General features: G+C 72.3%; 20 protein-coding genes. 12 read left to right on the forward strand and 8 right to left on the reverse strand.

The annotated features are described in order from the left end of the window. Window positions 1–8: 8 nt before the first annotated feature. Entirely contained in the window at window positions 9–1,526 is a 1,518-nt protein-coding gene (locus FB474_RS04295; protein ID WP_141787531.1) for an APC family permease, read from the reverse strand. Window positions 1,527–1,622: 96 nt separating this feature from the next. Between FB474_RS04295 and FB474_RS04300 the strand changes: the two genes are divergently transcribed. Continuing rightward, window positions 1,623–2,417 carry an RDD family protein gene (locus tag FB474_RS04300; RefSeq protein WP_141789795.1) on the forward strand — a complete coding sequence of 265 codons (795 nt, stop codon included), beginning with the start codon at window positions 1,623–1,625 and terminating at the stop codon, window positions 2,415–2,417. A 98-nt stretch (window positions 2,418–2,515) separates the two neighbouring features. Here the strand turns inward: FB474_RS04300 and fahA are convergent, their stop codons facing one another. Together fahA and FB474_RS04310 are read right to left on the reverse strand one after the other, a co-directional pair. After that, entirely contained in the window at window positions 2,516–3,739 is a 1,224-nt protein-coding gene (gene fahA / locus FB474_RS04305) for a fumarylacetoacetase (RefSeq protein WP_141787532.1), read from the reverse strand. Next, complete coding sequence (locus FB474_RS04310) at window positions 3,736–4,620, reverse strand: hypothetical protein (RefSeq protein ID WP_141787533.1); 885 nt, start codon at window positions 4,618–4,620, stop codon at window positions 3,736–3,738. The genes fahA and FB474_RS04310 overlap by 4 nt, the downstream gene beginning before the upstream one ends. Before the next feature lie 88 nt (window positions 4,621–4,708). Between FB474_RS04310 and FB474_RS04315 the strand changes: the two genes are divergently transcribed. The 4 genes from FB474_RS04315 to FB474_RS04330 all read left to right on the forward strand — a co-directional run bounded on the left by FB474_RS04315 (window position 4,709) and on the right by FB474_RS04330 (window position 10,100). After that, window positions 4,709–5,992: a homogentisate 1,2-dioxygenase gene (locus FB474_RS04315; RefSeq protein WP_141787534.1), complete on the forward strand. Its 1,284-nt coding sequence runs from the start codon at window positions 4,709–4,711 to the stop codon at window positions 5,990–5,992. Window positions 5,993–6,029: 37 nt separating this feature from the next. Next, window positions 6,030–6,638 (forward strand): hypothetical protein, encoded by a 609-nt coding sequence (locus FB474_RS04320; RefSeq protein ID WP_141787535.1) that lies wholly within the window; start codon window positions 6,030–6,032, stop codon window positions 6,636–6,638. Between the two features lie 203 nt (window positions 6,639–6,841). Then, window positions 6,842–8,752, forward strand: coding sequence for a bifunctional metallophosphatase/5'-nucleotidase (locus FB474_RS04325; RefSeq protein WP_246092039.1), 1,911 nt, complete (start codon window positions 6,842–6,844; stop codon window positions 8,750–8,752). 127 nt (window positions 8,753–8,879) lie between these two features. Next, the gene (locus tag FB474_RS04330) at window positions 8,880–10,100 is read left to right on the forward strand and encodes an acetyl-CoA hydrolase/transferase family protein (RefSeq protein WP_342778093.1); all 1,221 of its coding nucleotides are present in this window, start codon (window positions 8,880–8,882) and stop codon (window positions 10,098–10,100) included. Between the two features lie 13 nt (window positions 10,101–10,113). Here the strand turns inward: FB474_RS04330 and FB474_RS04335 are convergent, their stop codons facing one another. Together FB474_RS04335 and FB474_RS04340 are read right to left on the reverse strand one after the other, a co-directional pair. Further along, window positions 10,114–10,461 (reverse strand): YrdB family protein, encoded by a 348-nt coding sequence (locus FB474_RS04335; protein ID WP_221632425.1) that lies wholly within the window; start codon window positions 10,459–10,461, stop codon window positions 10,114–10,116. After that, window positions 10,458–11,081 (reverse strand): isochorismatase family protein, encoded by a 624-nt coding sequence (locus FB474_RS04340; RefSeq protein WP_185746031.1) that lies wholly within the window; start codon window positions 11,079–11,081, stop codon window positions 10,458–10,460. The genes FB474_RS04335 and FB474_RS04340 overlap by 4 nt, the downstream gene beginning before the upstream one ends. 68 nt (window positions 11,082–11,149) lie before the next feature. On the opposite strand from FB474_RS04340, the gene FB474_RS04345 reads away from it, so the two are divergent. Together FB474_RS04345 and FB474_RS04350 are read left to right on the forward strand one after the other, a co-directional pair. Further along, the gene (locus FB474_RS04345; protein ID WP_141787537.1) at window positions 11,150–11,719 is read left to right on the forward strand and encodes an RNA polymerase sigma factor; all 570 of its coding nucleotides are present in this window, start codon (window positions 11,150–11,152) and stop codon (window positions 11,717–11,719) included. Then, entirely contained in the window at window positions 11,719–12,690 is a 972-nt protein-coding gene (locus FB474_RS04350; RefSeq protein WP_141787538.1) for a hypothetical protein, read from the forward strand. Before FB474_RS04345 ends, FB474_RS04350 begins: the two co-directional genes overlap by 1 nt. A 4-nt stretch (window positions 12,691–12,694) precedes the next feature. Here FB474_RS04350 and FB474_RS04355 read toward each other — a convergent pair whose 3' ends face one another. Then, the gene (locus FB474_RS04355; protein ID WP_141787539.1) at window positions 12,695–13,984 is read right to left on the reverse strand and encodes a nicotinate phosphoribosyltransferase; all 1,290 of its coding nucleotides are present in this window, start codon (window positions 13,982–13,984) and stop codon (window positions 12,695–12,697) included. Between the two features lie 24 nt (window positions 13,985–14,008). Here FB474_RS04355 and clpS point away from each other — a divergent pair, with 24 nt between their 5' ends. Both clpS and FB474_RS04365 read left to right on the forward strand, forming a co-directional pair. Further along, window positions 14,009–14,299, forward strand: a complete 291-nt coding sequence (gene clpS, locus FB474_RS04360; protein WP_141787540.1) for an ATP-dependent Clp protease adapter ClpS — start codon at window positions 14,009–14,011, stop codon at window positions 14,297–14,299. After that, on the forward strand, window positions 14,300–14,884 hold the full coding sequence (locus FB474_RS04365) for a DUF2017 domain-containing protein (RefSeq protein ID WP_141787541.1): 585 nt from the start codon (window positions 14,300–14,302) through the stop codon (window positions 14,882–14,884). Here FB474_RS04365 and FB474_RS04370 read toward each other — a convergent pair. After that, window positions 14,841–15,614 (reverse strand): winged helix-turn-helix transcriptional regulator, encoded by a 774-nt coding sequence (locus FB474_RS04370; RefSeq protein ID WP_141787542.1) that lies wholly within the window; start codon window positions 15,612–15,614, stop codon window positions 14,841–14,843. The two genes, FB474_RS04365 and FB474_RS04370, sit on opposite strands and share 44 nt — an antisense overlap. Before the next feature lie 153 nt (window positions 15,615–15,767). On the opposite strand from FB474_RS04370, the gene FB474_RS04375 reads away from it, so the two are divergent. Next, window positions 15,768–16,586, forward strand: coding sequence for a class I SAM-dependent methyltransferase (locus FB474_RS04375; RefSeq protein WP_141787543.1), 819 nt, complete (start codon window positions 15,768–15,770; stop codon window positions 16,584–16,586). Window positions 16,587–16,637: 51 nt separating this feature from the next. Here FB474_RS04375 and FB474_RS04380 read toward each other — a convergent pair whose 3' ends face one another. Next, window positions 16,638–17,603 (reverse strand): type IV toxin-antitoxin system AbiEi family antitoxin domain-containing protein, encoded by a 966-nt coding sequence (locus tag FB474_RS04380; protein ID WP_141787544.1) that lies wholly within the window; start codon window positions 17,601–17,603, stop codon window positions 16,638–16,640. 216 nt (window positions 17,604–17,819) lie between these two features. Here FB474_RS04380 and murI point away from each other — a divergent pair, with 216 nt between their 5' ends. Together murI and FB474_RS04390 are read left to right on the forward strand one after the other, a co-directional pair. Then, a complete protein-coding gene (gene murI / locus FB474_RS04385) occupies window positions 17,820–18,623 on the forward strand; it encodes a glutamate racemase (protein WP_141787545.1) in 804 nt (267 codons plus the stop codon). Beyond that, window positions 18,623–19,390, forward strand: coding sequence for an MBL fold metallo-hydrolase (locus tag FB474_RS04390; RefSeq protein WP_141787546.1), 768 nt, complete (start codon window positions 18,623–18,625; stop codon window positions 19,388–19,390). The genes murI and FB474_RS04390 overlap by 1 nt, the downstream gene beginning before the upstream one ends. Window positions 19,391–19,401: the final 11 nt, after the last annotated feature.

A 19,401-nucleotide genomic window follows, 5' to 3' on the forward strand; every position in this document is an offset into this window, starting at 1 on the left:
GGGTGGCCTCAGGCCGTGACAGCCTCGGCCTCCTCGCCGGTGGCCAGGCGCGCCTTGCGCCGGCTGTAGCTGAGGTAGACGACCATGCCGACGACCATCCAGACCGCGAAGCGCAGCCAGGTCTCCATCGTCAGGTTGGTCATCAGGTAGAGGCAGGCCAGCGCCGAGACGACCGGCAGCACCGGGGACAGCGGCACGCGGAACGGCCGGTGCACGTCCGGGCGCTTGCGGCGCAGGACCGGCACCGCCAGCGAGACGATGATGAACGCGAACAGCGTGCCGATGCTGACCAGGTCGGCCAGGGCGGCCAGCGGGACGAAGCCGGCCAGCACGGCCACGAAGATCGTCGTGGCGATGGTGATCCGGTAGGGCGTGCCCCACTTCGGGTGCACCTTGGCGACCGCCGGCGGCAGCAGCCGGTCGCGGCCCATGGCGAAGCCGATCCGGCCCATGGCCACCAGGTCGACCAGGATGACCGAGGTCAGGCCGCAGACGGCGGCGATGGAGACCAGGGTGGAGGCCCAGCCCTGGCCCACGGCGTCGAACGCGCTGGCGATCGGGGCGCCCTCGTCGATCTTCTTGTAGCTGACCATGCCGGTGACCACGAACGAGACACCGATGTAGAGCACCGTGCACAGGGCCAGGGTGCCCAGCAGGCCGATGGTGAGGTCGCGCTTGGGTCGCTTGGTCTCCTCGCCGAGGTTGGCCACCGCCTCGAAGCCGGTGTAGGCGAAGAAGACCACCGCGGCGGCGGTCAGCACGCCGGCCATGCCGTAGGCGGAGGGGGAGATGCCGAAGACGGCCTGGCTCAGCGGCTGCTTCAGGCCGCTGACGCTCTGCTTGACCGGCTCGGCGTGCGGCACGAACGGGACCAGGTTGGACTTCGTGATGAAGAACGCGCCGGCGACGATGACGAACACGCAGACGGCGACCTTGACCAGCACGAGGGCGTTGGTGACGCGGGCCGACTCGCGGATGCCCACGGCGGCGATGACGCCGAGCACCAGCGTGATGAGGATGGCCCCCACGTTGACGACCGAGCCGTCCTCGGCGAACCAGGCGCTGGGCAGGTGGAAGAGGTTGGCGAGGTAGCCCGACCAGCCGCGGGCCACCACCGAGGCGCCGAGGGCGAACTCCAGGATCAGGTCCCAGCCGATGATCCAGGCGAAGACCTCGCCGATGGTCGCGTAGGCGTAGGTGTAGGCGCTGCCGGCCGCCGGGACGCTGGAGGCCATCTCCGCGTAGCACAGGGCGGCCAGCAGGCTGACCACGCCGGCGATGATGAAGGAGATGGTGACGGCCGGCCCGGCGTGCTGCTTGGCCTCCACCCCGGTGAGGGTGAAGATGCCGGTGCCGATGACGATGCCGACCCCGAACCCCATGAGGTCGAACGGGCCGAGCTTGCGGCGGAGCTTGCCCGAGGACGGGGCGCCGCTGTGTTCCTCACCCTCGTCGGCGGACTGGGCCAGGACGTCCTCGACCGGTTTGGTCCGCAGGATCGACTGCGTGGATGTGTCGTCACTCATGCCCGACGACGTTACCGGCTGGTACGCCGCGGCCGCGCCCCCGGACGTGGGGGAGTGTGACCGTCCTCATGGGGCTGACGTGGCAGGCTGTGCGTCATGACGCAGCCATCGGGGTGGTACGACGACCCCCAGGACCCCAGCAAGCTCCGGTACTGGGACGGAGTGATCTGGACCGACCACGTGACGCCGAAGCAGGCGCCCTCCCTCGAGCAGTCGACGATCGGCATGGCCCCGCAGCCCACCTGGGGCGAGCAGGGGACGGCCGGCGACCGGCCGGCATACCCGGGGCCGGCTCCGATGCCGACGTGGCAGCAGCAGGGCTACGTCACCCCGCAGGCCACCACCCCCGACGGCGTGCCGCTGTCCGGTTGGTGGAAGCGGGTGCTGGCCCGCATCATCGACGGCTTCATCACGTTCGTCATCGCGCTGCCGCTCACGGGTTACTTCCTCTACCGCTACTTCCAGGCCGCCATCGACTACGCCGACAAGCGGGTGCAGCAGGCGCAGGGCGGCGCGCAGCCCTCCCCGTTCGCCCTGCCGACCGAGCTGTACGTCTGGATCATCCCGGTCGCGCTGGTCAGCGTCCTGGTCGCGGTGGTCTACGAGTACCTCTTCCTCACCCACTCCGGTGCGACCTGGGGCAAGAAGGCCGTCGGCATCAGCGTCCGGCTGCGGGAGACCCCGGGGCCGCTGCCCTCGTCGGCCGCGTGGCGCCGCATCGGGGTGATCAACGGCCTGCAGCTGCTCAGCTTCATCCCGATCCTGGGCAACCTGGCGAGCATCGCGGGGCTGCTCAACTACCTGTGGCCGCTGTGGGACCCCAACAAGCAGGCGTGGCACGACAAGGCCGCGAAGACCAACGTCGCGGTGGGGCCCCAGCCCAAGCGCTGACCCTCCGTCGCGGGTCTCTTCCTGACCGGACACGGCTCAGCCCGCGTTTCCGCGCCCGTGAGGGCCCGAAACGCGGGCTGACGCGTGTTCGGTGGGGATTACTCGAAGGCCGGGCGGATGGTGCCGGTCACCTCGCCGAGCCCGATGCGGGCGCCGTCCGGGCCGGGGGCCCAGCCGGTGATGGTGACCGTGTCGCCGTCCTCGAGGAACGCCCGGGTGGTCCCGTCCTCCAGGGTCACCGGCTCCTGGCCGCTCCACGTCAGCTCGAGCAGGCAGCCGCGGGTCTGCCTGTCCGCGCCGCTGATCGTGCCCGAGCCGAACAGGTCGCCGTCGCGCAGGCTGGCGCCGTTGACGCTGAGGTGGGCCAGCATCTGGGTGGGCGACCAGTACATGTCGGCGTACTCCGGCCGGCTGACCGCGGTGCCGTTGACCCGCACCTCGCAGTGGATGTCGAGGCCGAAGACGCTGCCCTCGTCGCCGCGCAGGTAGTCCAGCGGCTGCGGGTCCTGCCCGGGCAGCGGGACGTGGGCGGCCTCCAGCGCGGCCATCGGCACCACCCACGCCGAGATGCTCGTGCCGAAGGACTTGCCCAGGAACGGGCCGAGCGGGACGTACTCCCACGCCTGGATGTCGCGGGCGCTCCAGTCGTTGAGCAGCACGACGCCGAAGAGGTGCTCGACGGCTTCGTCGATCGGCACCGGCTGGCCGAGGGGCGTCGCGCCCCCGACCACGAAGCCGAGCTCGGTCTCGATGTCCAGGCGCCGGGACGGGCCGAACGTCGGAGCCGGGTCGCTCGGGGCCTTGCGCTGCCCGCACGGCCGGACGATGTCGGTGCCGCTGACCACGACGGTGCCGGCGCGGCCGTGGTAGCCGATCGGCAGGTGCTTCCAGTTCGGCGTCAGGGGCTCGCTGTCGGGCCGGAAGATCCGCCCGACGTTGGAGGCGTGGTGCTCGCTGGCGTAGAAGTCGACGTAGTCGGCCACCTCGAACGGCAGGTGCATCGTGACGTCGGCGACCGGCAGCAGGTGCGGCTCGACCGCGTCGCGGTACATCGGGTCGCTGAGCACCTCGACCAGCCAGGCGCGCGCCGCGGCCCAGGCGTGGTGCCCGCGGGAGAGGAAGTCGTTCAGGCTCGGCCGGTCCCAGCACACGCCGGACTCCATGCCGGCCTGCTCGGCCGCCGCGGCCGCGTCGAGGACGTGGTCGCCGACGCGCACGCCCACGCGCCGACGCGGGTCGGCCGCGGTGGAGAACACGCCGTAGGGCAGCGTGGCCAGCCCGAAGGGGTGGTCGGCGGGCAGGTCGAGCCAGCTGGTCGTCATACGGTTGTCTCCTCGATCAGTCCCAGCGCGGACAGCTCACCGATGGGGTCCATCACCCCGCAGCAGCCGTATGCCGTGAAGAAGGCCCGCGTGATGCTCGCGTCGGCGATGCTCATGCGGCTGACCGCCTCGAGCACGGGCTCGGGATCCTGTTGTGCCAGAAGGGGTTCGAGCTCGTCGACTTCGGCCCCGTTGAGCGCCCAGCGGACGGCGTGCAGCACGTTGAGGAAGCCGAACTGCTGCTCCCCGTCGTGCGTGCCGGTCACGGCGTGGTGCAGGCCGCCGGTGAGCTTGAAGCCGAGGTCGGTGTCGATGCACGCGCGGACGAAGCCGGCCAGCTCGCCGGGCGCGGGCACGTCCGTCGTGGCGGTGGCGCCGGTGCGGAGCTTGGCCTGCACGCCCTCGTGGCCCCCTGCCCGGGCGGCCACGTCGCGCAGCGCCAGGTGCTGGTCCTGGCCGCGGGGGACCTCGACCGAGACCGGCAGCTGCCAGTCCAGGGCCAGCTCCCAGCCGGCGGCCCAGCCGACCTCAACGCCGGCGACCTCGACCCGTCCGTCCTCCCGCAGGCGGGACAGCGCGTCGCCGACTGCCTGCACGGCGACGCCGGGCCGGCCGATGAGCCCGACGGTCAGCGCCTGACCCGTCTGGCCGGGCAGCGGCAGGGTCAGCAGCTCCTCGGCGGCGGAGGCGGGCACGAGCAGCGGGCCGACCAGGTCGGCCACGTCGGCCGACCGGCGGGCCAGGTGCTCCTCGACCGCCCGGGGCAGTGGTGCCAGGCCCGGCGGGAACACCGCGGCGTCGTCGAACAGGCTTGTGAACAGGGCGCGTTCGGCCGGCTGGGACACTCGGGGGGAGCGCGGCCCGTCGGGTCTGGTTGACATGGTGGGCAGGCTACTGGACAGTGCTCGGAGAGGTACACCCGCGTCCGCTCACAGGACGCGAAGGGCATCCGGTGGGAGACGAGGACCGATGGCGCACTACCAGCTGCGGGGCAACGTGCCCCCGAAGCGGCACACCCAGCACCGTACGCCGGAGGGTGGGCTCTACTACGAGGAGCTGATGGGGGAGGAGGGCTTCTCCTCCGACTCCTCGCTGCTCTACCACCGTGGGCTGCCCTCGGCGATCCAGGACGTGCGCGAGTGGGACCTCGGCGACCAGGCCACGACGCCCAACCACCCCCTGCTGCCGCGCCACCTGACCCTGCACGACCTCTTCAGCGCCACGGACCCGCGTGGGGACCATCACGGCGTCGATGTGGTCACGGGTCGCCGCCTGGTCCTCGGCAACGGCGACGTGCGCATCTCCTACGTCGTCGCAGACACGCCAAGTCCCTTCTACCGCAACGGGATCGGCGACGAGTGCGTCTACGTCGAGCGCGGCGGCGCCCGCGTCGAGACGGTCTTCGGCGCGTTCGAGGTGGCCACCGGCGACTACCTGGTGATCCCGCGGGCGACCACCCACCGGTGGATCCCGCGCGTCGAGGGCGACGAGGGATACACCGAGCCGCTGCGGGCCTACTGCATCGAGGCCAACTCGCACATCACGCCGCCCAAGCGCTACCTGTCGCGGTTCGGCCAGCTCCTCGAGCACGCCCCCTACTGCGAACGCGACCTGCGCACGCCGGAGGGCCCGCTGCTGGCCGAGGAGGTCGGCGAGGACCGGGACGCGCCGACCGAGGTGTACATCAAGCACCGCGGCAACGGCCCGGGCGGCCTCGTCGGCACGGTCTACACCTACCCCTACCACCCGCTCGACGTCGTCGGCTGGGACGGCTGCCTCTACCCGTACGCCTTCAACGTCAGCGACTTCGAGCCGATCACCGGCCGGGTGCACCAGCCGCCGCCGGTGCACCAGGTGTTCGAGGGGCACAACTTCGTCATCTGCAACTTCGTGCCGCGCAAGGTCGACTACCACCCGCTGTCGATCCCGGTGCCCTACTACCACTCCAACGTCGACAGCGACGAGGTCATGTTCTACGTCGACGGCGACTACGAGGCGCGCAAGGGCTCGGGCATCGGCAAGGGGTCGATCTCGCTGCACCCCGGGGGTCACGCCCACGGCCCGCAGCCTGGTGCCTACGAGCGCTCGATCGGCGTGGAGTTCTTCGACGAGCTCGCCGTCATGGTCGACACGTTCCGGCCGCTGGAGCTGGGCGAGGCCGGGCGCGCGGTCGACGACGGCAAGTACGCCTGGACCTGGACCGGTGGCCGGGCCGGGGATGGCGGCGACACGTCGGTGGATGGCGCAGGCTGATCCCGTCACGCGGGCATCGGTGCCCTAGCCTGCCGCCGTGCAGGATGACGTGATCGAGCTCGTGACGACGCCTGGGCTGGAGCGGGCCCTCGCCTGGAAGCAGCTACGCCACCGCGTGAGCTGGCTGCTGGTCCTCGGCTGCACGGTCACCGTGGCAGGGGGCGCAGTCGTCCGCGGGGTCTTGCGCGACGACATGGGTGTGATCGGAGTGCTCGGCGCCGGCGCAGCAGCCGTTTGGGCCTCGGCTCTGGTCCGGTGCCTGCCGGGGCTGCGTGCGGCCGTCCGGCGGTGGTGGCGGGCCCGCCGTCCGCGGTGTGCCATCCGCCTCACCGCCTACGGGCTCGTCCTGGACGACGGGGCCGATGCGGTCGAGCTGGAGTGGCTGGACGTCTCGCGTCTGGCACTCATGGACACTCGGGTCGAGGGCCGGGCGCTGGTTGTCCAGGCCAACGCAGACCGGGCGGAGACCATCAGCCAGGCAGTGCCCAACGCACAAGCGGCGCGCTGCCTGGTCCGAACCGGGTGGGGCCTCGGCATCGCGGGCCTGTCCTGCACCGAGCTCGAGCTGGCAGAGGCCGTTGCCCGGATGTCAGCAGGTCGTGTCCGGCTCGAGGGCGCCGTGGTGTTGCCGCAGGGCAGCCACTGACGACCGCACCACCTCGTCGAGGGGGACGTTCCTCCGGGTTTCGCGCCGCAAACCCCGAGGAACGTCCCTCTCGCGCATGAACGGTTGCCAATTTGTTGCCCTTCGTCCCGCTATCGGACGCTTTGCGCGGCTAGTCTGCGCCGGGGCTCAGGGGAGCCCACCCGCGGCGACCCCGCGGCAGGGCAGACGACGCTGGAGGCGGCGTGACGAACAACGAGGGCATCAACCAGGCACCCGCGACCGAGGACGCCACCGCGGCGCAGCGGTCCCGCCGTGAGCTGCTGGCCATGGCCGCGGTGGGTGCCGCGGGAGCCGGCGTCGCGGCGATTGCCGGCGGCGCACCGGCATACGCCGCAGGCACGGGCGCGGCGCGCGGCCCCAAGACCCACCGACTGACCGTTCTGGGCACCACCGACACCCACGGCAACGTCTTCAACTGGGACTACTTCAAGGACGCGGAGTACGACGACAAGCCGCACAACGACATCGGCCTGGCCAAGATCTCCACCCTCGTCACCGCGATGCGCGAGGAGCGGGGCCGGCGCAACTGCCTCATGCTCGACGCCGGCGACACCATCCAGGGCACGCCGCTGAGCTACTACTACGCCAAGATCGACCCGATCACCAAGGGCGCCATCCACCCGATGGCCGCGGCGATGAACGTCATCGGCTACGACGCCGCCGCCCTGGGCAACCACGAGTTCAACTACGGCATGGACACGCTGCGGGCGTTCCAGAAGCAGTTGCACTTCCCGCTGCTCGGCGCCAACGCGCTGGACTGGAACACGGGCGCGCCGACGTTCCCGCCGTTCGTCATCAAGACGATGCGCCTCGACGGTGGCCACGAGGTCCGGGTCGGCATCCTCGGCCTGGTCACGCCGGGCGTGGCGATCTGGGACAGGGCCAACGTCGAGGGCAAGGTGAAGTTCCAGGGCATCGTCGAGCAGGCCAAGGTCTTCGTGCCGCGCCTGCGCAAGGCCGGCGCCGACGTCGTCATCGTGTCCTGCCACTCCGGCGCCACGACCTCGAGCTCCTACGGCGACGCGCTGCCGTGGCCGGAGAACGCCAGCTCGCTGCTCGCCGAGCAGGTCCCCGGCATCGACGCGATCCTCGTCGGGCACGCGCACCTGGAGATCCCCGAGCGCTTCGTGCAGAACACGACCACCGGCCAGCAGGTGCTGCTCGTCGAGCCGCTGAAGTGGGGCATGCGCCTGGCGGTCATGGACCTCGACCTGGTCAAGGAGCACGGCCGCTGGCGCGTGGCGTCGGCGCACTCGCACCTGCTCGACGCCAACACGGTGCCGGAGGACAAGCGGATCAGCGACCTGCTGACCAAGGACCACGAGACGGTGCGCTCCTACGTCAACTCCGTCATCGGCACCTCGACCCGGGCGATGTCCTGCGCCACCTCGCGGTTCGAGGACACCGCCGCGATCGACCTGATCAACTACGTCCAGGCCGACGCCGTGAAGAAGGCCCTCGCCGGGACCGCCGACGCCTCGCTGCCGGTGCTGTCCATCGCCGCGCCGTTCAACCCCGACGCGGCGATCCCCGCCGGCAACGTGACGGTGCGCGACGTGGCCGGGCTCTACGTCTACGACAACACGCTGCTGGGCATCAAGCTCACCGGTGCCCAGGTCAAGGACTACCTGGAGTGGTCGGCCACCTACTTCCAGCAGGTCAGTGGCACCGGGCCGTTCACCCCGGACCAGGTCACCAACGCCAAGACGGCGCTCGCGCCCAACGGCACGCCGGACTACAACTACGACATCATGTCCGGCCTCGAGGCCCCGCTGACCTACGACATCGACATCGCCAAGGCACCGGGCTCGCGGATCGCGAACCTCGCCTACGCCGGCGCCGCAGTCGACCCGGCCGCGACGTTCGTCATCGCGATCAACAACTACCGCCAGTCCGGCGGTGGTAACTTCCCGGGCGTCAAGACGGCCCCGGTCGTCTACAACGCCCAGGCCGAGATCCGCCAGCTGATCATCGACTGGGTCACCGCGACGAAGACGATCGACCCGGCGATGTTCTCCACCTACGACTGGAAGCTGGTCAGCAACGGCGCGCCGGTCACCATCGAGGGCGCCTCCGAGGGCGGCCGCCACTAGGCCAGGCAACACACCCCGGCATGCCGTGGGGCCGGCTCGCGCACGCGGGCCGGCCCCACGCGTGTGAGGCGTCCCGGTTTCCCGGCGCCGGGCGCCGCGGATGCGCGAGAGTGGGCGGGTGCGCACCGTGACCGCCGACCTCCTCGCCTCGGCCGCCGCCCGTGCCGGCGGGGAGCCCCGTGTCGTGACGAGTGGCAACGCCGCCGTGCCGTGGCGGCTGCTGTGGATGCTCGACGAGTCGGTCGAGCGCTACCGGCTGCACCAGCTGAACGCGCCCCACGGCATTCCGGCGCGTGAAGGGGTCGTCCACGAGACCTGCTTCGTCGGCGCGGGGATGCGGCGCAGCCCGCGCCTGTCCTACGTGCCGGCGCGGCTGTCGCAGGTGCCGCTGCTCTACGGCCAGACGCTGCGCCCCGACATCGTGCTCGTGCACACCTCCGCCCCGCACGGCGGCCGCGTCTCACTGGGCATCTCGGTCAACGTGCTCCCGGCGGCGATCGAGGCGGCGAGGGCGCGCGGCGGCGTCGTGCTCGCGCAGGTGAACCGGCAGATGCCCTACACCTTCGGCGACGGGGAGCTCGACCTCGACCTGTTCGACGGGGTCCTGGAGACCGACGAGCTGCCCGGGCCGCCGCACCCGGTGTCGGTGCCGGACGACGCGGCCTGCCGGATCGGTGAGCTGGTCGCAGCCCGTATCGGCGACGGCGCCACGCTGCAGATGGGCATCGGCGAGGTGCCCGACGCGGTGCTGCCCGGGCTCGTGAGCCGCCGCGGCCTGCGGGTGTGGAGCGAGATGTTCAGCGACGGGGTGCTGGCCCTGGACCGGGCCGGGGCGCTCGACGCCGACCAGCCGCTCGTCGCCTCGTTCGCGATCGGCTCCCCGGAGCTCTACGGGTGGATGGACCGCAACCCGCGCGTGCGGCTGCTGCGCACCGAGGTGACCAACTCCCCGGCGCGGATCGCGCAGAACCCCGCGATGACGAGCATCAACACCGCGCTGCAGGTCGACCTGTTCGGCCAGGCCAACGCCTCCCGGATCAACGCGCGGATCCACTCCGGCTTCGGTGGGCAGACCGACTTCGTCGTCGGCGCGCTGCACTCACCCGGCGGCCAGGCGTTGATGGCGTTGCGCTCGTGGCACCGCAAGGCCGACGTCTCCACGATCGTGGCGATGGTGGAGGAGCCGGTGACGTCCTTCCAGCACACCGCGGTGGTCACCGAGCAGGGGACGGCCCAGATCTTCGGCGTCGACGAGCGCACGCAGGCGGCGCACCTCATCGACCACGCCGCCCACCCCTCGGTGCGCGAGGAGCTGCGCGAGGAGGCCGTCGCGCTCGGGCTGGCGTGAGGCGGTCGCAGGTTCAGGCGGCGCGGCGGTCGTAGAGCTTCCCGACGGCGAAGAGGACCGCCAGGACGATGCCGAACACGAGGTAGCCGTAGACGAGCAGCCCGACGACGGTGACGCCGAAGATCAGCACCTCGACGATGGTGCGCGCCGGCTGGCCGAGGTGCCGGGGCGCGCGCGGGGCGATGAAGGTGCCCCAGATCGCCGCTGCCGCAAGGGGGAGCGCGATCCCGGCCACGATCGAGAGCAGCAGGCTGTCGAACATCGCCGCGCCGATGAAGGCCAGCGCGGCCAGGAGCACCAGCTCGCTGAGGAACCGCACGCCGGCCAGCAGGCCGATGCTGGGGGTCTGCTCCTGGGTCACGAGACCTCCTCGGTCGAGCCGAGCACCGGTGCCCCGACCAGGTCCGCCCCGGCCGCGCGCAGCTGCTCCAGTGCCGCAGCGGTCGTCGCGGGGGCGACACCCGCGGTGAGGTCGAGCAGGACGCGGGTGTCGAAGCCCTCGTCCAGCGCGTCGAGCGCGGTGGCCCGCACGCAGTGGTCGGTGGCGATGCCCACGACGTCGACCGACTCGATCGCCCGGTCGCGCAGCCAGTCGCCCAGGCCGACCCGATGGTCGGCCGACTCCACGGTGCTGCCCTCGAACCCGCTGTAGGCCGCCGCGTGCAGGCCCTTGCGGAAGATCGCCTCGACGTGCTCGAACGCCAGCTCCGCCCCCGGGTGGAACAGCGCGCCGTCGCTGCCGACGCGGCAGTGCACCGGCCAGGTGTCCACGTAGTCGGGGTGGTCGGAGAAGTGGGCGCCGGGGTCCTCGTGCCAGTCGGCGGTCGCCACGATGGCGCCGTAGTCGTCGGCGTGGGCGACCACGTGGTCGCTGATGCGGCGGGCCACGTCGGCGCCGCCGGGCACGGGCAGCGAGCCGCCCTCGCAGAAGTCGTTCTGCACGTCGACGAGGATCAACGCGCGCGACAGGTCCGCACTCATGCTGAAACGCTAACCCGGTAACCGGACATGACGTGTCAGGTAGCGGGAAACGACACGCAGGGGGACCGATGGCGACGCGCGAGGCGCGCTTCGAGGAGCTGTTCGCGCGGACCAGGTCCGCGCTGATGGGGTATGCCGTGCGCCGGGTCGGCGACCCGGCCGACGCCGCCGACGTGGTCGCCGAGACCTACCTCGTGGCCTGGCGGCGGCTCGACGAGGTGCCACCGGGGGAGGAGACCCGGCTGTGGCTGTTCGGCGTGGCCCGCCGGGTGCTGGCGAACCACCAGCGCGGCGAACGGCGCCGGCTCGCGCTGGCCGACCGGCTGCGCGAGGACCTGTCGGGTTGGTCGCCCGAACCGTCCACCGGGGAGGCCGACGCGGTGGGCCGGGCCATGCGCCGGCTCTCGGCGGACGACCGCGAGCTGCTGACGCTGGTCGCGTGGGAGGGCCTGTCCCGTGACGAGGTCGCGGTCGCGCTCGGCGTCACCCGCGCCGTGGTGCGGCTGCGGCTGCACCGTGCCCGAGGCCGGCTCGCGGCTGGCCTGCGGGTGGAAGGCGTTGACCTGAAACGGTTTTCGGTGACGGGACATGTACCTGGTGGTAGGGCGAGTGCCCACTCCGACCTGAAGGAGGCGTGATGGACCGCGACGAGGCGATGCAGGTGCTGCGAGCGACAGCCCCGGCCACCGATGCCGAGGTCTCGGGCCGGGTCGGCCGGCGGACGCTCGACGTCCTGCGCGAGGGGATCACCATGACCAGCACCAGCGAGGCACCTGACACCGTCCCGCCCACCCGCCGCCGGCGCCGCCTCACCCGCGGCCTCGTCGCGGGCCTGGCCGGGCTGGTCCTGGCCGGGGGAGGGGCAGCCGCGTGGGCGGCATACCAGGGGCTGCACGAGAGCACGTCCATCGACTGCACGAGCCCCGGAGTCGACACCATCATCCCGCCGGTCAGCGGCGACCCGGTCGCGGACTGCACCGCCATGTGGCGCAGCCAGGGGGTGACGGTGCCGGCCGGCCTCCGGGCCTACGACTCCGGCCGGGCCATCGTCGTGCGGCTCGACGGGACGGTGCCGGACGGGAAGCCGGTGCTGCCCGCCGGGTCGGTGCAGGACAAGCGGGTCATCGAGCTCTCAGCCTCCATGGAGGACATCGTGGATCGTCCGTCCCACTTGACCTGTGCGCAGGAGGCGGACGAGCAGGCGCGGGCGCAGGCCGAGCTCGACCGGCTCAAGCTCACCGACTGGACCGTCAAGGCCTGGCGGGACGCGCCGCCGAAGGCGGGGAACTGCGTGCACGCCGTCGTCGACTCGGACCAGCGCGCCATCCTCCTGGTTGACAGTGGCTCCGGGGACCCGGTGGTGCCTGATCCCGGGACGGCCCGGCTCGCCGGGCTCCTGCGCACGCACATCTCGCAAGGCTGCCTCAGCCTGGACGAGGCCGAGGCGGTGGCGCGCAAGGACATCCGCACCGTCGAGCCCGATCTCCCCGCCGAGGCCCTCGCAGTGACCCGCACGGTCGACCCGACGGCGCCGTGCACCCGGGTGGACTGGGTGCCCGCAGGGAACTTCGACCTGCGCCTCTACGGCCCGCAGACCGCGACGCGGTGAGGGCTCAGGCCTCGTAGACGGTGGGGATCGCGGGCTCGCCGCGGGACAGCTGCAGCGCCCTGGCAGGAAGCTCGGCGCGCGACTGCTCGTGGCGGGCCCGCGCCTGCTCCAGGGTGGTCGCGCCCACGACCTCGCCGTCACGGACCAGCTCGACCAGCAGCGGGCGGTCGTCGCCGTCGTTCGCCGGCGGCTCGCCGACGCCGATCACCTCGGCCTCGGCGATGCCGGCGGCGTTGCGCCGGCGCAGCGCCCACTTGCGGCCGGCCACCGTGGCCTTGTCCTTGCTCTTCTTGGCGACCCCGACGATCTCGCCGTTGGCGTCCTCGCGGGCGACCAGCTTGTAGACCAGGCCGGCGGTCGGTGCACCGGACCCGGTCACCAGGGAGGTGCCCACGCCGTAGGCGTCGACCGGTGCGGCGGCCAGGGCGGCGATGGCGTGCTCGTCCAGGTCGGAGGTGACCACGATGCGCGTGCCGGTCGCCCCGAGCCCGTCCAGCTGCCGGCGCACCTCCCGGGCCTGGGCCAGCAGGTCCCCGGAGTCCAGGCGCACGGCGCCCAGCTCGGGCCCGGCGACCTCGACGGCGGTGCGCACCGCGGTGGCCACGTCATAGGTGTCCACCAGCAAGGTGGTGCCCTTGCCCAGACTGGCGACCTGCGCCTCGAACGCCTCGCGCTCGCTGTCGTGCAGCAGGGTGAACGCGTGGGCGCTGGTGCCGGTGGTCGGCACGCCGAACTCCCGGCCCGCCTCGAGGTTGCTCGTCGCGGCGAAGCCGGTGACGTAGGCAGCTCGGGCGGCGGCCACGGCAGCGTCCTCGTGCGTGCGGCGCGACCCCATCTCGATGCACGGCCGGCCCTCGGCAGCGCCGGTCATCCGCGAGGAGGCCGCCGCGACGGCGCTGTCGTGGTTGAGCACCGAGAGCACCAGGGTCTCCAGCAGCACCGCCTCGGCGAAGGTCCCCTCGACCACGAGCAGCGGCGAGCCGGGGAAGTAGCACTCGCCCTCGGCGTAGCCGTGGATGCTGCCGGAGAACCGGTATGCCGCGAGGTACGCCAGCGTGTCCTCGTCCACCACCCCTGCGCCGCGCAGGCGCTCGATCTCGGCCTCCCCGAAACGGAAGTCGGCCAGGTCGCGCAGCAGCCGGCCGGTGCCGGCCACCACGCCGTACCGCCGGCCGTCCGGCAGGCGCCGGGCGAAAACCTCGAAGACGCAACGCCGTCCGGCTGCGCCGCTGCGCAGGGCGGCCTGCAGCATGGTCAGCTCGTAGTGGTCGGTGAGCAGGGCGGTACTCGTCACGACGAGCAGCCTAGAGTGGAGCTCGTGTCCATCGCCCCCGTGGAGCAGGAGCTCACCGACCTCGCCGAGGAGTCCGACCTCGACCGCCCGTGGATCACCCTCGTGTGGAACGACCCGGTGAACCTGATGTCCTACGTCACCTACGTCTTCCAGAGCTACTTCGGCTACTCCCGCGAGAAGGCCGAGAAGCTCATGCTCGACGTGCACCAGAAGGGCAGGGCCGTGGTGTCGACCGGACCGCGGGAGAAGATGGAGCACGACACCGAGGCCCTCCAGGGCTACGGGCTGTGGGCGACCTTCCAGAAGGACGAGTGAGTGGCGACCGCGTTCAAGCGCAAGGGTGAGCACTTCGTCGCCCGCCTCGACGACATCGAGCGCGAGGTCGTCGTCGGCCTCATGCAGCAGGTGCTCGAGCTGGTCGAGCCCGAGGGGGTGGAGGCCACCGGCGACGCGTTCGAGGACCTCGTCGCCACCATCGGCGTGCCGCGGCTGGACGAGGCGGGGCCGGTCGAGGAGCCGGAGGACCCGGCGCTGGCCCGGCTGCTGCCCAGCGGCAACCGGCAGGACGACGCGGTGGCCTCGGAGTTCCGCCGGCTGACCGAGCACGGGCTGCGGGAGCGCAAGGCGGCCAACCTCGAGGCGGCCATCGATGCGCTGACGGGGATGACGGGGGACAAGGTCACCCTCGACCGCTCCCAGGCCCAGGCCGTCGTCGTGGCGCTCACCGACGTGCGTCTGGTGCTGGGGGAGCGGCTCGGCCTGCGGACCGACGAGGACGCCGACGCCCTGGTCGAGCGGCTGGAGCAGGCCGGGGAGCAGGACATCGAGACGATGCTCGCGGCCTACTACGACTTCCTCACCTGGCTGCAGGAGTCGCTGACGCTGGTGCTGATGGGCTGACGCCCTCCGGTGCGTCCCCCGGTGCGCCCGCCAGCGTGCCCTCCCCGCTGAGCCGCTCCGGGCGCGGCACCCCGGCGAACGGGGAAAGCGTGAACCACCGCGGCACGGCCCGGCGCAGGGCCTCGGGGCCGTCGACCTCCAGACCGCCCGACCGCAGCGCGTCCGACCAGGGCACCTCGCCGCGCCACACGTCGACCAGCCGGCGCAGGCTCGCAGTGACCCGGACGGTCACGTCGAACCCGGGGTCGACGTCGCACACGTCGGTCTCGGCGGCGGTGATGACCAGCCACCAGTCCCGGGCACCCCTGGCGGCGTCGGGGAAGCGGAACTGCATCACCGTGCGGCCCGCCGGGACGGCGTCGGGGTCGACGTGCCGGTGCATGTCCCACAGCAGCAGCTTGGGGTCGAGGTCCGCGTCGCCGATCTCGGGCACCCAGCGCACACCCCAGACGCCGAGCGCCTCCACGACCGGGCGCAGCTCCGCACCGGCCGGGGTCAGCACGTAGCGCACCTCGGTGCCGTCGACCTCTCTGGTCAGCACCCCGGCCCGCTCGAGCTCGTGCAGCCTTCGGGACAGCAGCGTCGGTGACATCCGCGGCAGGCCGCGGCGGAGCTGGTTGAAGCGGTCGCTACCCATCAGCAGCTCGCGCACGAGCAGCAGCGTCCAGCGCTCGTCGAGCAGCTCCATGGCCTTCGCGACGGGGCAGAACTGGTGGTAGGACGAGCCCACCCGGGCAGGCTAGGCCGCCCCCGCTCAGGGGACCAGCCCCAGGAAGGCGGCGAAGCGCGGTACAGATCTCGTACTAGGAGCGGGGACCGCGCCTTCCTAGCGTCGTCGACGTGGAACTGCCACGGCAGGGGACGACCTCGCAAGGAGCACGACATGACGACAGCGACCGACGCGGTGCAGGCCGACCGCGAGCTGAAGGCCCGCCACCGGGCCATGTGGGCACTGGGTGACTACCCGGCCCTGGCGGACGAGATCATCGCCGAGCTGGGCCCGACCCTGGTGCGGGCCTGTGGCATCGGTCCCGGCGACCGGGTGCTCGACGTGGCCGCCGGGTCGGGCAACGCCGCCATCCCCGCCGCGCTCGGCGGCGCCCAGGTGGTGGCCAGCGACCTGACCCCCGAGCTGCTCGAGACCGGGCGTCGCGTCGCGGCCGCGCAGGGCGCCCAGCTGCAGTGGCGCGAGGCGGACGCGGAGGAGCTGCCGTTCGCCGACGGCGCGTTCGACGTGGTCATGTCCTGCGTCGGCGTGATGTTCGCGCCGCACCACCAGGCCGCCGCCGACGAGCTGGTCCGGGTCTGCCGCCCCGGTGGCACGGTCGGGCTGCTCAGCTGGACCCCGGAGGGCTTCATCGGCCGGATGTTCGCCACGATGAAGCCGTATGCCCCGGCCTCGCCGCCGGGCGCGCAGCCGCCGCCGCTGTGGGGCAGCGAGGAGCACGTGCGGGCACTGCTCGGTGACCGGGTGAGCGGGGTCGAGGTGTGCCGGCAGCGGCTGCGCGTGGACCACTTCGCCACGCCGGAGGAGTTCCGCGACTACTTCAAGGCCCGCTACGGCCCGACGATCTCGACCTACCGGGCGATTGCCGACGACCCCGAGAGGGTGGCCGCCCTCGACCACGACCTGGCCGAGCTGGCCCGGCGTGAGCCGGTCACCGAGTGGGAGTACCTCCTGGTCACCGCCCGCCGCGCCTGACCCTGCGTTGGGTGAAGACTTGACCACACCCGGGCGTGGTCAAGTCTTCACTCAGGCGGTTGCGTGGAGCAGGCATCGGGGTCCGCACCGTCTGGCTCGTCCGGCCCAGCCCCGGTCGCGAAGGACCTTGGCCACGTCGGCAGCGACGAGGCAGGGGCGTTGGGTCACGTCCTGCCAGCCGAACCGGAGCGTCACCCACCCGTCGAGCAGCGCCCCGTTGTCGCGGGACCGGTCGCGGAAGGCGCCCTCACCGACATGGCCGACCCGACCGTCGAGCTCGACGAGGACACGCTGCCGCTCATAGGCGTTGTCGTCGCGCCAGCGGCGCCCGGCTCGCATCGCGCGCTGCTGTCGCGTCGCCGCCGGCAGCCCGTGTGGCCGCTCGACCCCGTTGACGTACCGCAGTTCCAGGACGCTCTCGGCGCCGTCCGCCACGTCGTCCAGCGCAAGGCGGAGCAGGGCGCCCCACCGGTGCCGACCGCGCCGGGACAGGGCAGCGCCGAGCCGGGCGGGGCTCGTGAGCCTGCGCTGGCACGCCTTGGCGACCCACGAGACCGCTTCGTCGGCGTCTCCCGCGGCGGTGAGGTCCAGGACCGTGTCCTCGATGCTGGTGCGGGGCGGCCAGGTGCCCCGGCGGACGCTCTGGTCGAGGTCGCGGCGGGTCCTGACGACGACCGCCCAGCGGCCGACGACGCGGCGGTGGGTGGGCACCAGAACCTCGACCCCAGGCGGGTCGCGGTCCGTGAGCCCGTTGACCCGTGCGGCGCTGGCGTGGGACAACGCCGCCCCGTCGCCACAGGCCAGCAGCGCGGCGCCGGCTCGGGTGAGCCACTCGACCGGGCCCATGTGCGTGACGTAGACGCCGCGGAACGCCATGCGCCACCGGCCTGATCCGACGAGCCACTCCACCTGGCGGGGGGTCATGCCCACGGCGAGGCACTGCCTCCGGCTGACCGCACCAGCCTGTGAACGGGACAGCTGCTCGGCCCGGTGGCGTGCGAGCTCTCGGTTCGACATGCGCCCCACCATCACGAAGACCGGCACCCGGGGACAGGCGGGCGTGCGCACCTGTGGATCGTGGGACTCCCGAGGCGAACCATGTGGACAGGGCGAAGGCTTCACCACGCCCCGATGTGGTGAATCTTTCGGCCAACCGGGAATCCGGCCGCCGGTGTGACGGAGGTGACGCCGGAAGGCGGCAAGTCGTCACGTCACCGCGTCTAACCTCGAAAGGTGACAGATGCACCCATCGGGATCTTCGACAGCGGCTACGGCGGGCTGACCGTCGCGCGTGCCGTGCTCGACCAGCTCCCGCATGAGTCCGTCGTCTACCTCGGCGACACCGCCCGTCAGCCCTACGGCACCAAGCGCATCGCCGACGTGCGGGCCTACGCACTGGAGTGCATGGACCGGCTGGTCGACCGTGGCGTGAAGGTCCTCGTCATCGCCTGCAACACCGCGTCGGCGGCGATGCTCCACGACGCCCGGGAGCGCTACGACGTCCCCGTGGTCGAGGTGATCCGCCCCGCCGTGCGCCGGGCCGTGGCCGCCACCCGCAACAACCGCGTCGGCATCATCTCCACGGCAGCCACGCACCAGAGCCACGCCTACGTCGACTCCTTCGCTGCCGCCCCGCAGATCCACGTGACCAGCCAGCCCTGCCCCCGGTTCGTCGAGTTCGTCGAGTCCGGCATCACCTCGGGCCCGGAGCTGCTGCAGGCCGCCCACGACTACCTCGAGCCCGTGGCCGCCCACGGCGTGGACACCCTCATCCTCGGCTGCACGCACTACCCGCTGCTGACCGGCGTCATCTCCTACGTCATGGGCGAGGACGTCACCCTCGTCTCCTCCGCCGAGGAGACCGCCAAGGACGTCTTCCGCACGCTCGCCGACCGTGGCGCCCTGCGCCCCGACGACCTGCCCCCGCCCACGCACGAGTTCCTCACGACCGGGGACCCGCTGGAGTTCGAGCGGCTCGCCCGACGCTTCCTCGGCCCGGAGGTCGTCTCCGCCCACGCCGCAGAGGTGGCGTCCTGATGAAGCTGACCATCATCGGCTGCTCCGGCTCGTTCGCCGGCCCGACCTCGCCGGCCTCGAGCTACCTGGTCCAGTCGGAGCACGAGGGCCGCACCTGGAACCTCGTCCTCGACCTCGGCAACGGCGCGCTCGGCGCCCTGCAGCGGCACATCGACCCGCGCGACATCGACGCCGTCGTGCTCTCCCACCTGCACCCCGACCACTGCATCGACCTGTGCGGGCTCTACGTGGTGCAGCGCTACCACCCCGAGGGCGCGGCCAAGACCCCGCTCCCGGTCCACGGGCCTACCGGCACCGGCCCGCGGATGACCGAGGCCTACGGGCTGGACGAGCCGGATGCCATGGCCGCGGAGTTCGACTACCGCGACCTGCAGGAGCGCCGGCCGGTGCAGGTCGGCCCGTTCACGGTCACGCCGTACCGCGTGAACCACCCGATCGAGGCCTACGGCCTGCGGGTCGAGGCCGACGGAGCGGTGCTGGCCTACACCGGCGACACCGACAGCTGCGACGCGCTCGCCCCGCTCATGCACGGCGCCGACCTGGTCCTGGCCGACGCCGCCTTCGTCGACGGCCGCGACGACGTCGAGGGCATCCACCTCTCCGGCAGCCGCGCCGCCCGGGCGGCACTCGACGCCGGCGGGGTGCAGCGCCTCATGCTCACCCACATCCCCGCGTGGAACGACCCGGAGGTATGCCGTGCCCAGGCTGCCGGGGTCTGGCCCGGTGAGGTGGAGCTGGCCGTGCCGGACACGGCCTACGAGCTGTGAGTGCCCTCGCC

Origin of the sequence: Oryzihumus leptocrescens (genome assembly GCF_006716205.1) — a bacterium.
Taxonomy (GTDB): Bacteria; Actinomycetota; Actinomycetes; order Actinomycetales; family Dermatophilaceae; genus Oryzihumus; species Oryzihumus leptocrescens.

Bases quoted from the DNA above. Each gene is read 5' to 3' on its own strand.
- FB474_RS04295 (WP_141787531.1), bottom strand. From the start codon at position 1,526: ATGAGTGACGACACATCCACGCAGTCGATCCTGCGGACCAAACCGGTC.
- FB474_RS04300 (WP_141789795.1), top strand. From the start codon at position 1,623: ATGACGCAGCCATCGGGGTGGTACGACGACCCCCAGGACCCCAGCAAG.
- fahA (WP_141787532.1), bottom strand. From the start codon at position 3,739: ATGACGACCAGCTGGCTCGACCTGCCCGCCGACCACCCCTTCGGGCTG.
- FB474_RS04310 (WP_141787533.1), bottom strand. From the start codon at position 4,620: ATGTCAACCAGACCCGACGGGCCGCGCTCCCCCCGAGTGTCCCAGCCG.
- FB474_RS04315 (WP_141787534.1), top strand. From the start codon at position 4,709: ATGGCGCACTACCAGCTGCGGGGCAACGTGCCCCCGAAGCGGCACACC.
- FB474_RS04340 (WP_185746031.1), bottom strand. From the start codon at position 11,081: ATGAGTGCGGACCTGTCGCGCGCGTTGATCCTCGTCGACGTGCAGAAC.
- FB474_RS04345 (WP_141787537.1), top strand. From the start codon at position 11,150: ATGGCGACGCGCGAGGCGCGCTTCGAGGAGCTGTTCGCGCGGACCAGG.
- FB474_RS04350 (WP_141787538.1), top strand. From the start codon at position 11,719: ATGGACCGCGACGAGGCGATGCAGGTGCTGCGAGCGACAGCCCCGGCC.
- FB474_RS04375 (WP_141787543.1), top strand. From the start codon at position 15,768: ATGACGACAGCGACCGACGCGGTGCAGGCCGACCGCGAGCTGAAGGCC.
- FB474_RS04380 (WP_141787544.1), bottom strand. From the start codon at position 17,603: ATGTCGAACCGAGAGCTCGCACGCCACCGGGCCGAGCAGCTGTCCCGT.
- FB474_RS04390 (WP_141787546.1), top strand. From the start codon at position 18,623: ATGAAGCTGACCATCATCGGCTGCTCCGGCTCGTTCGCCGGCCCGACC.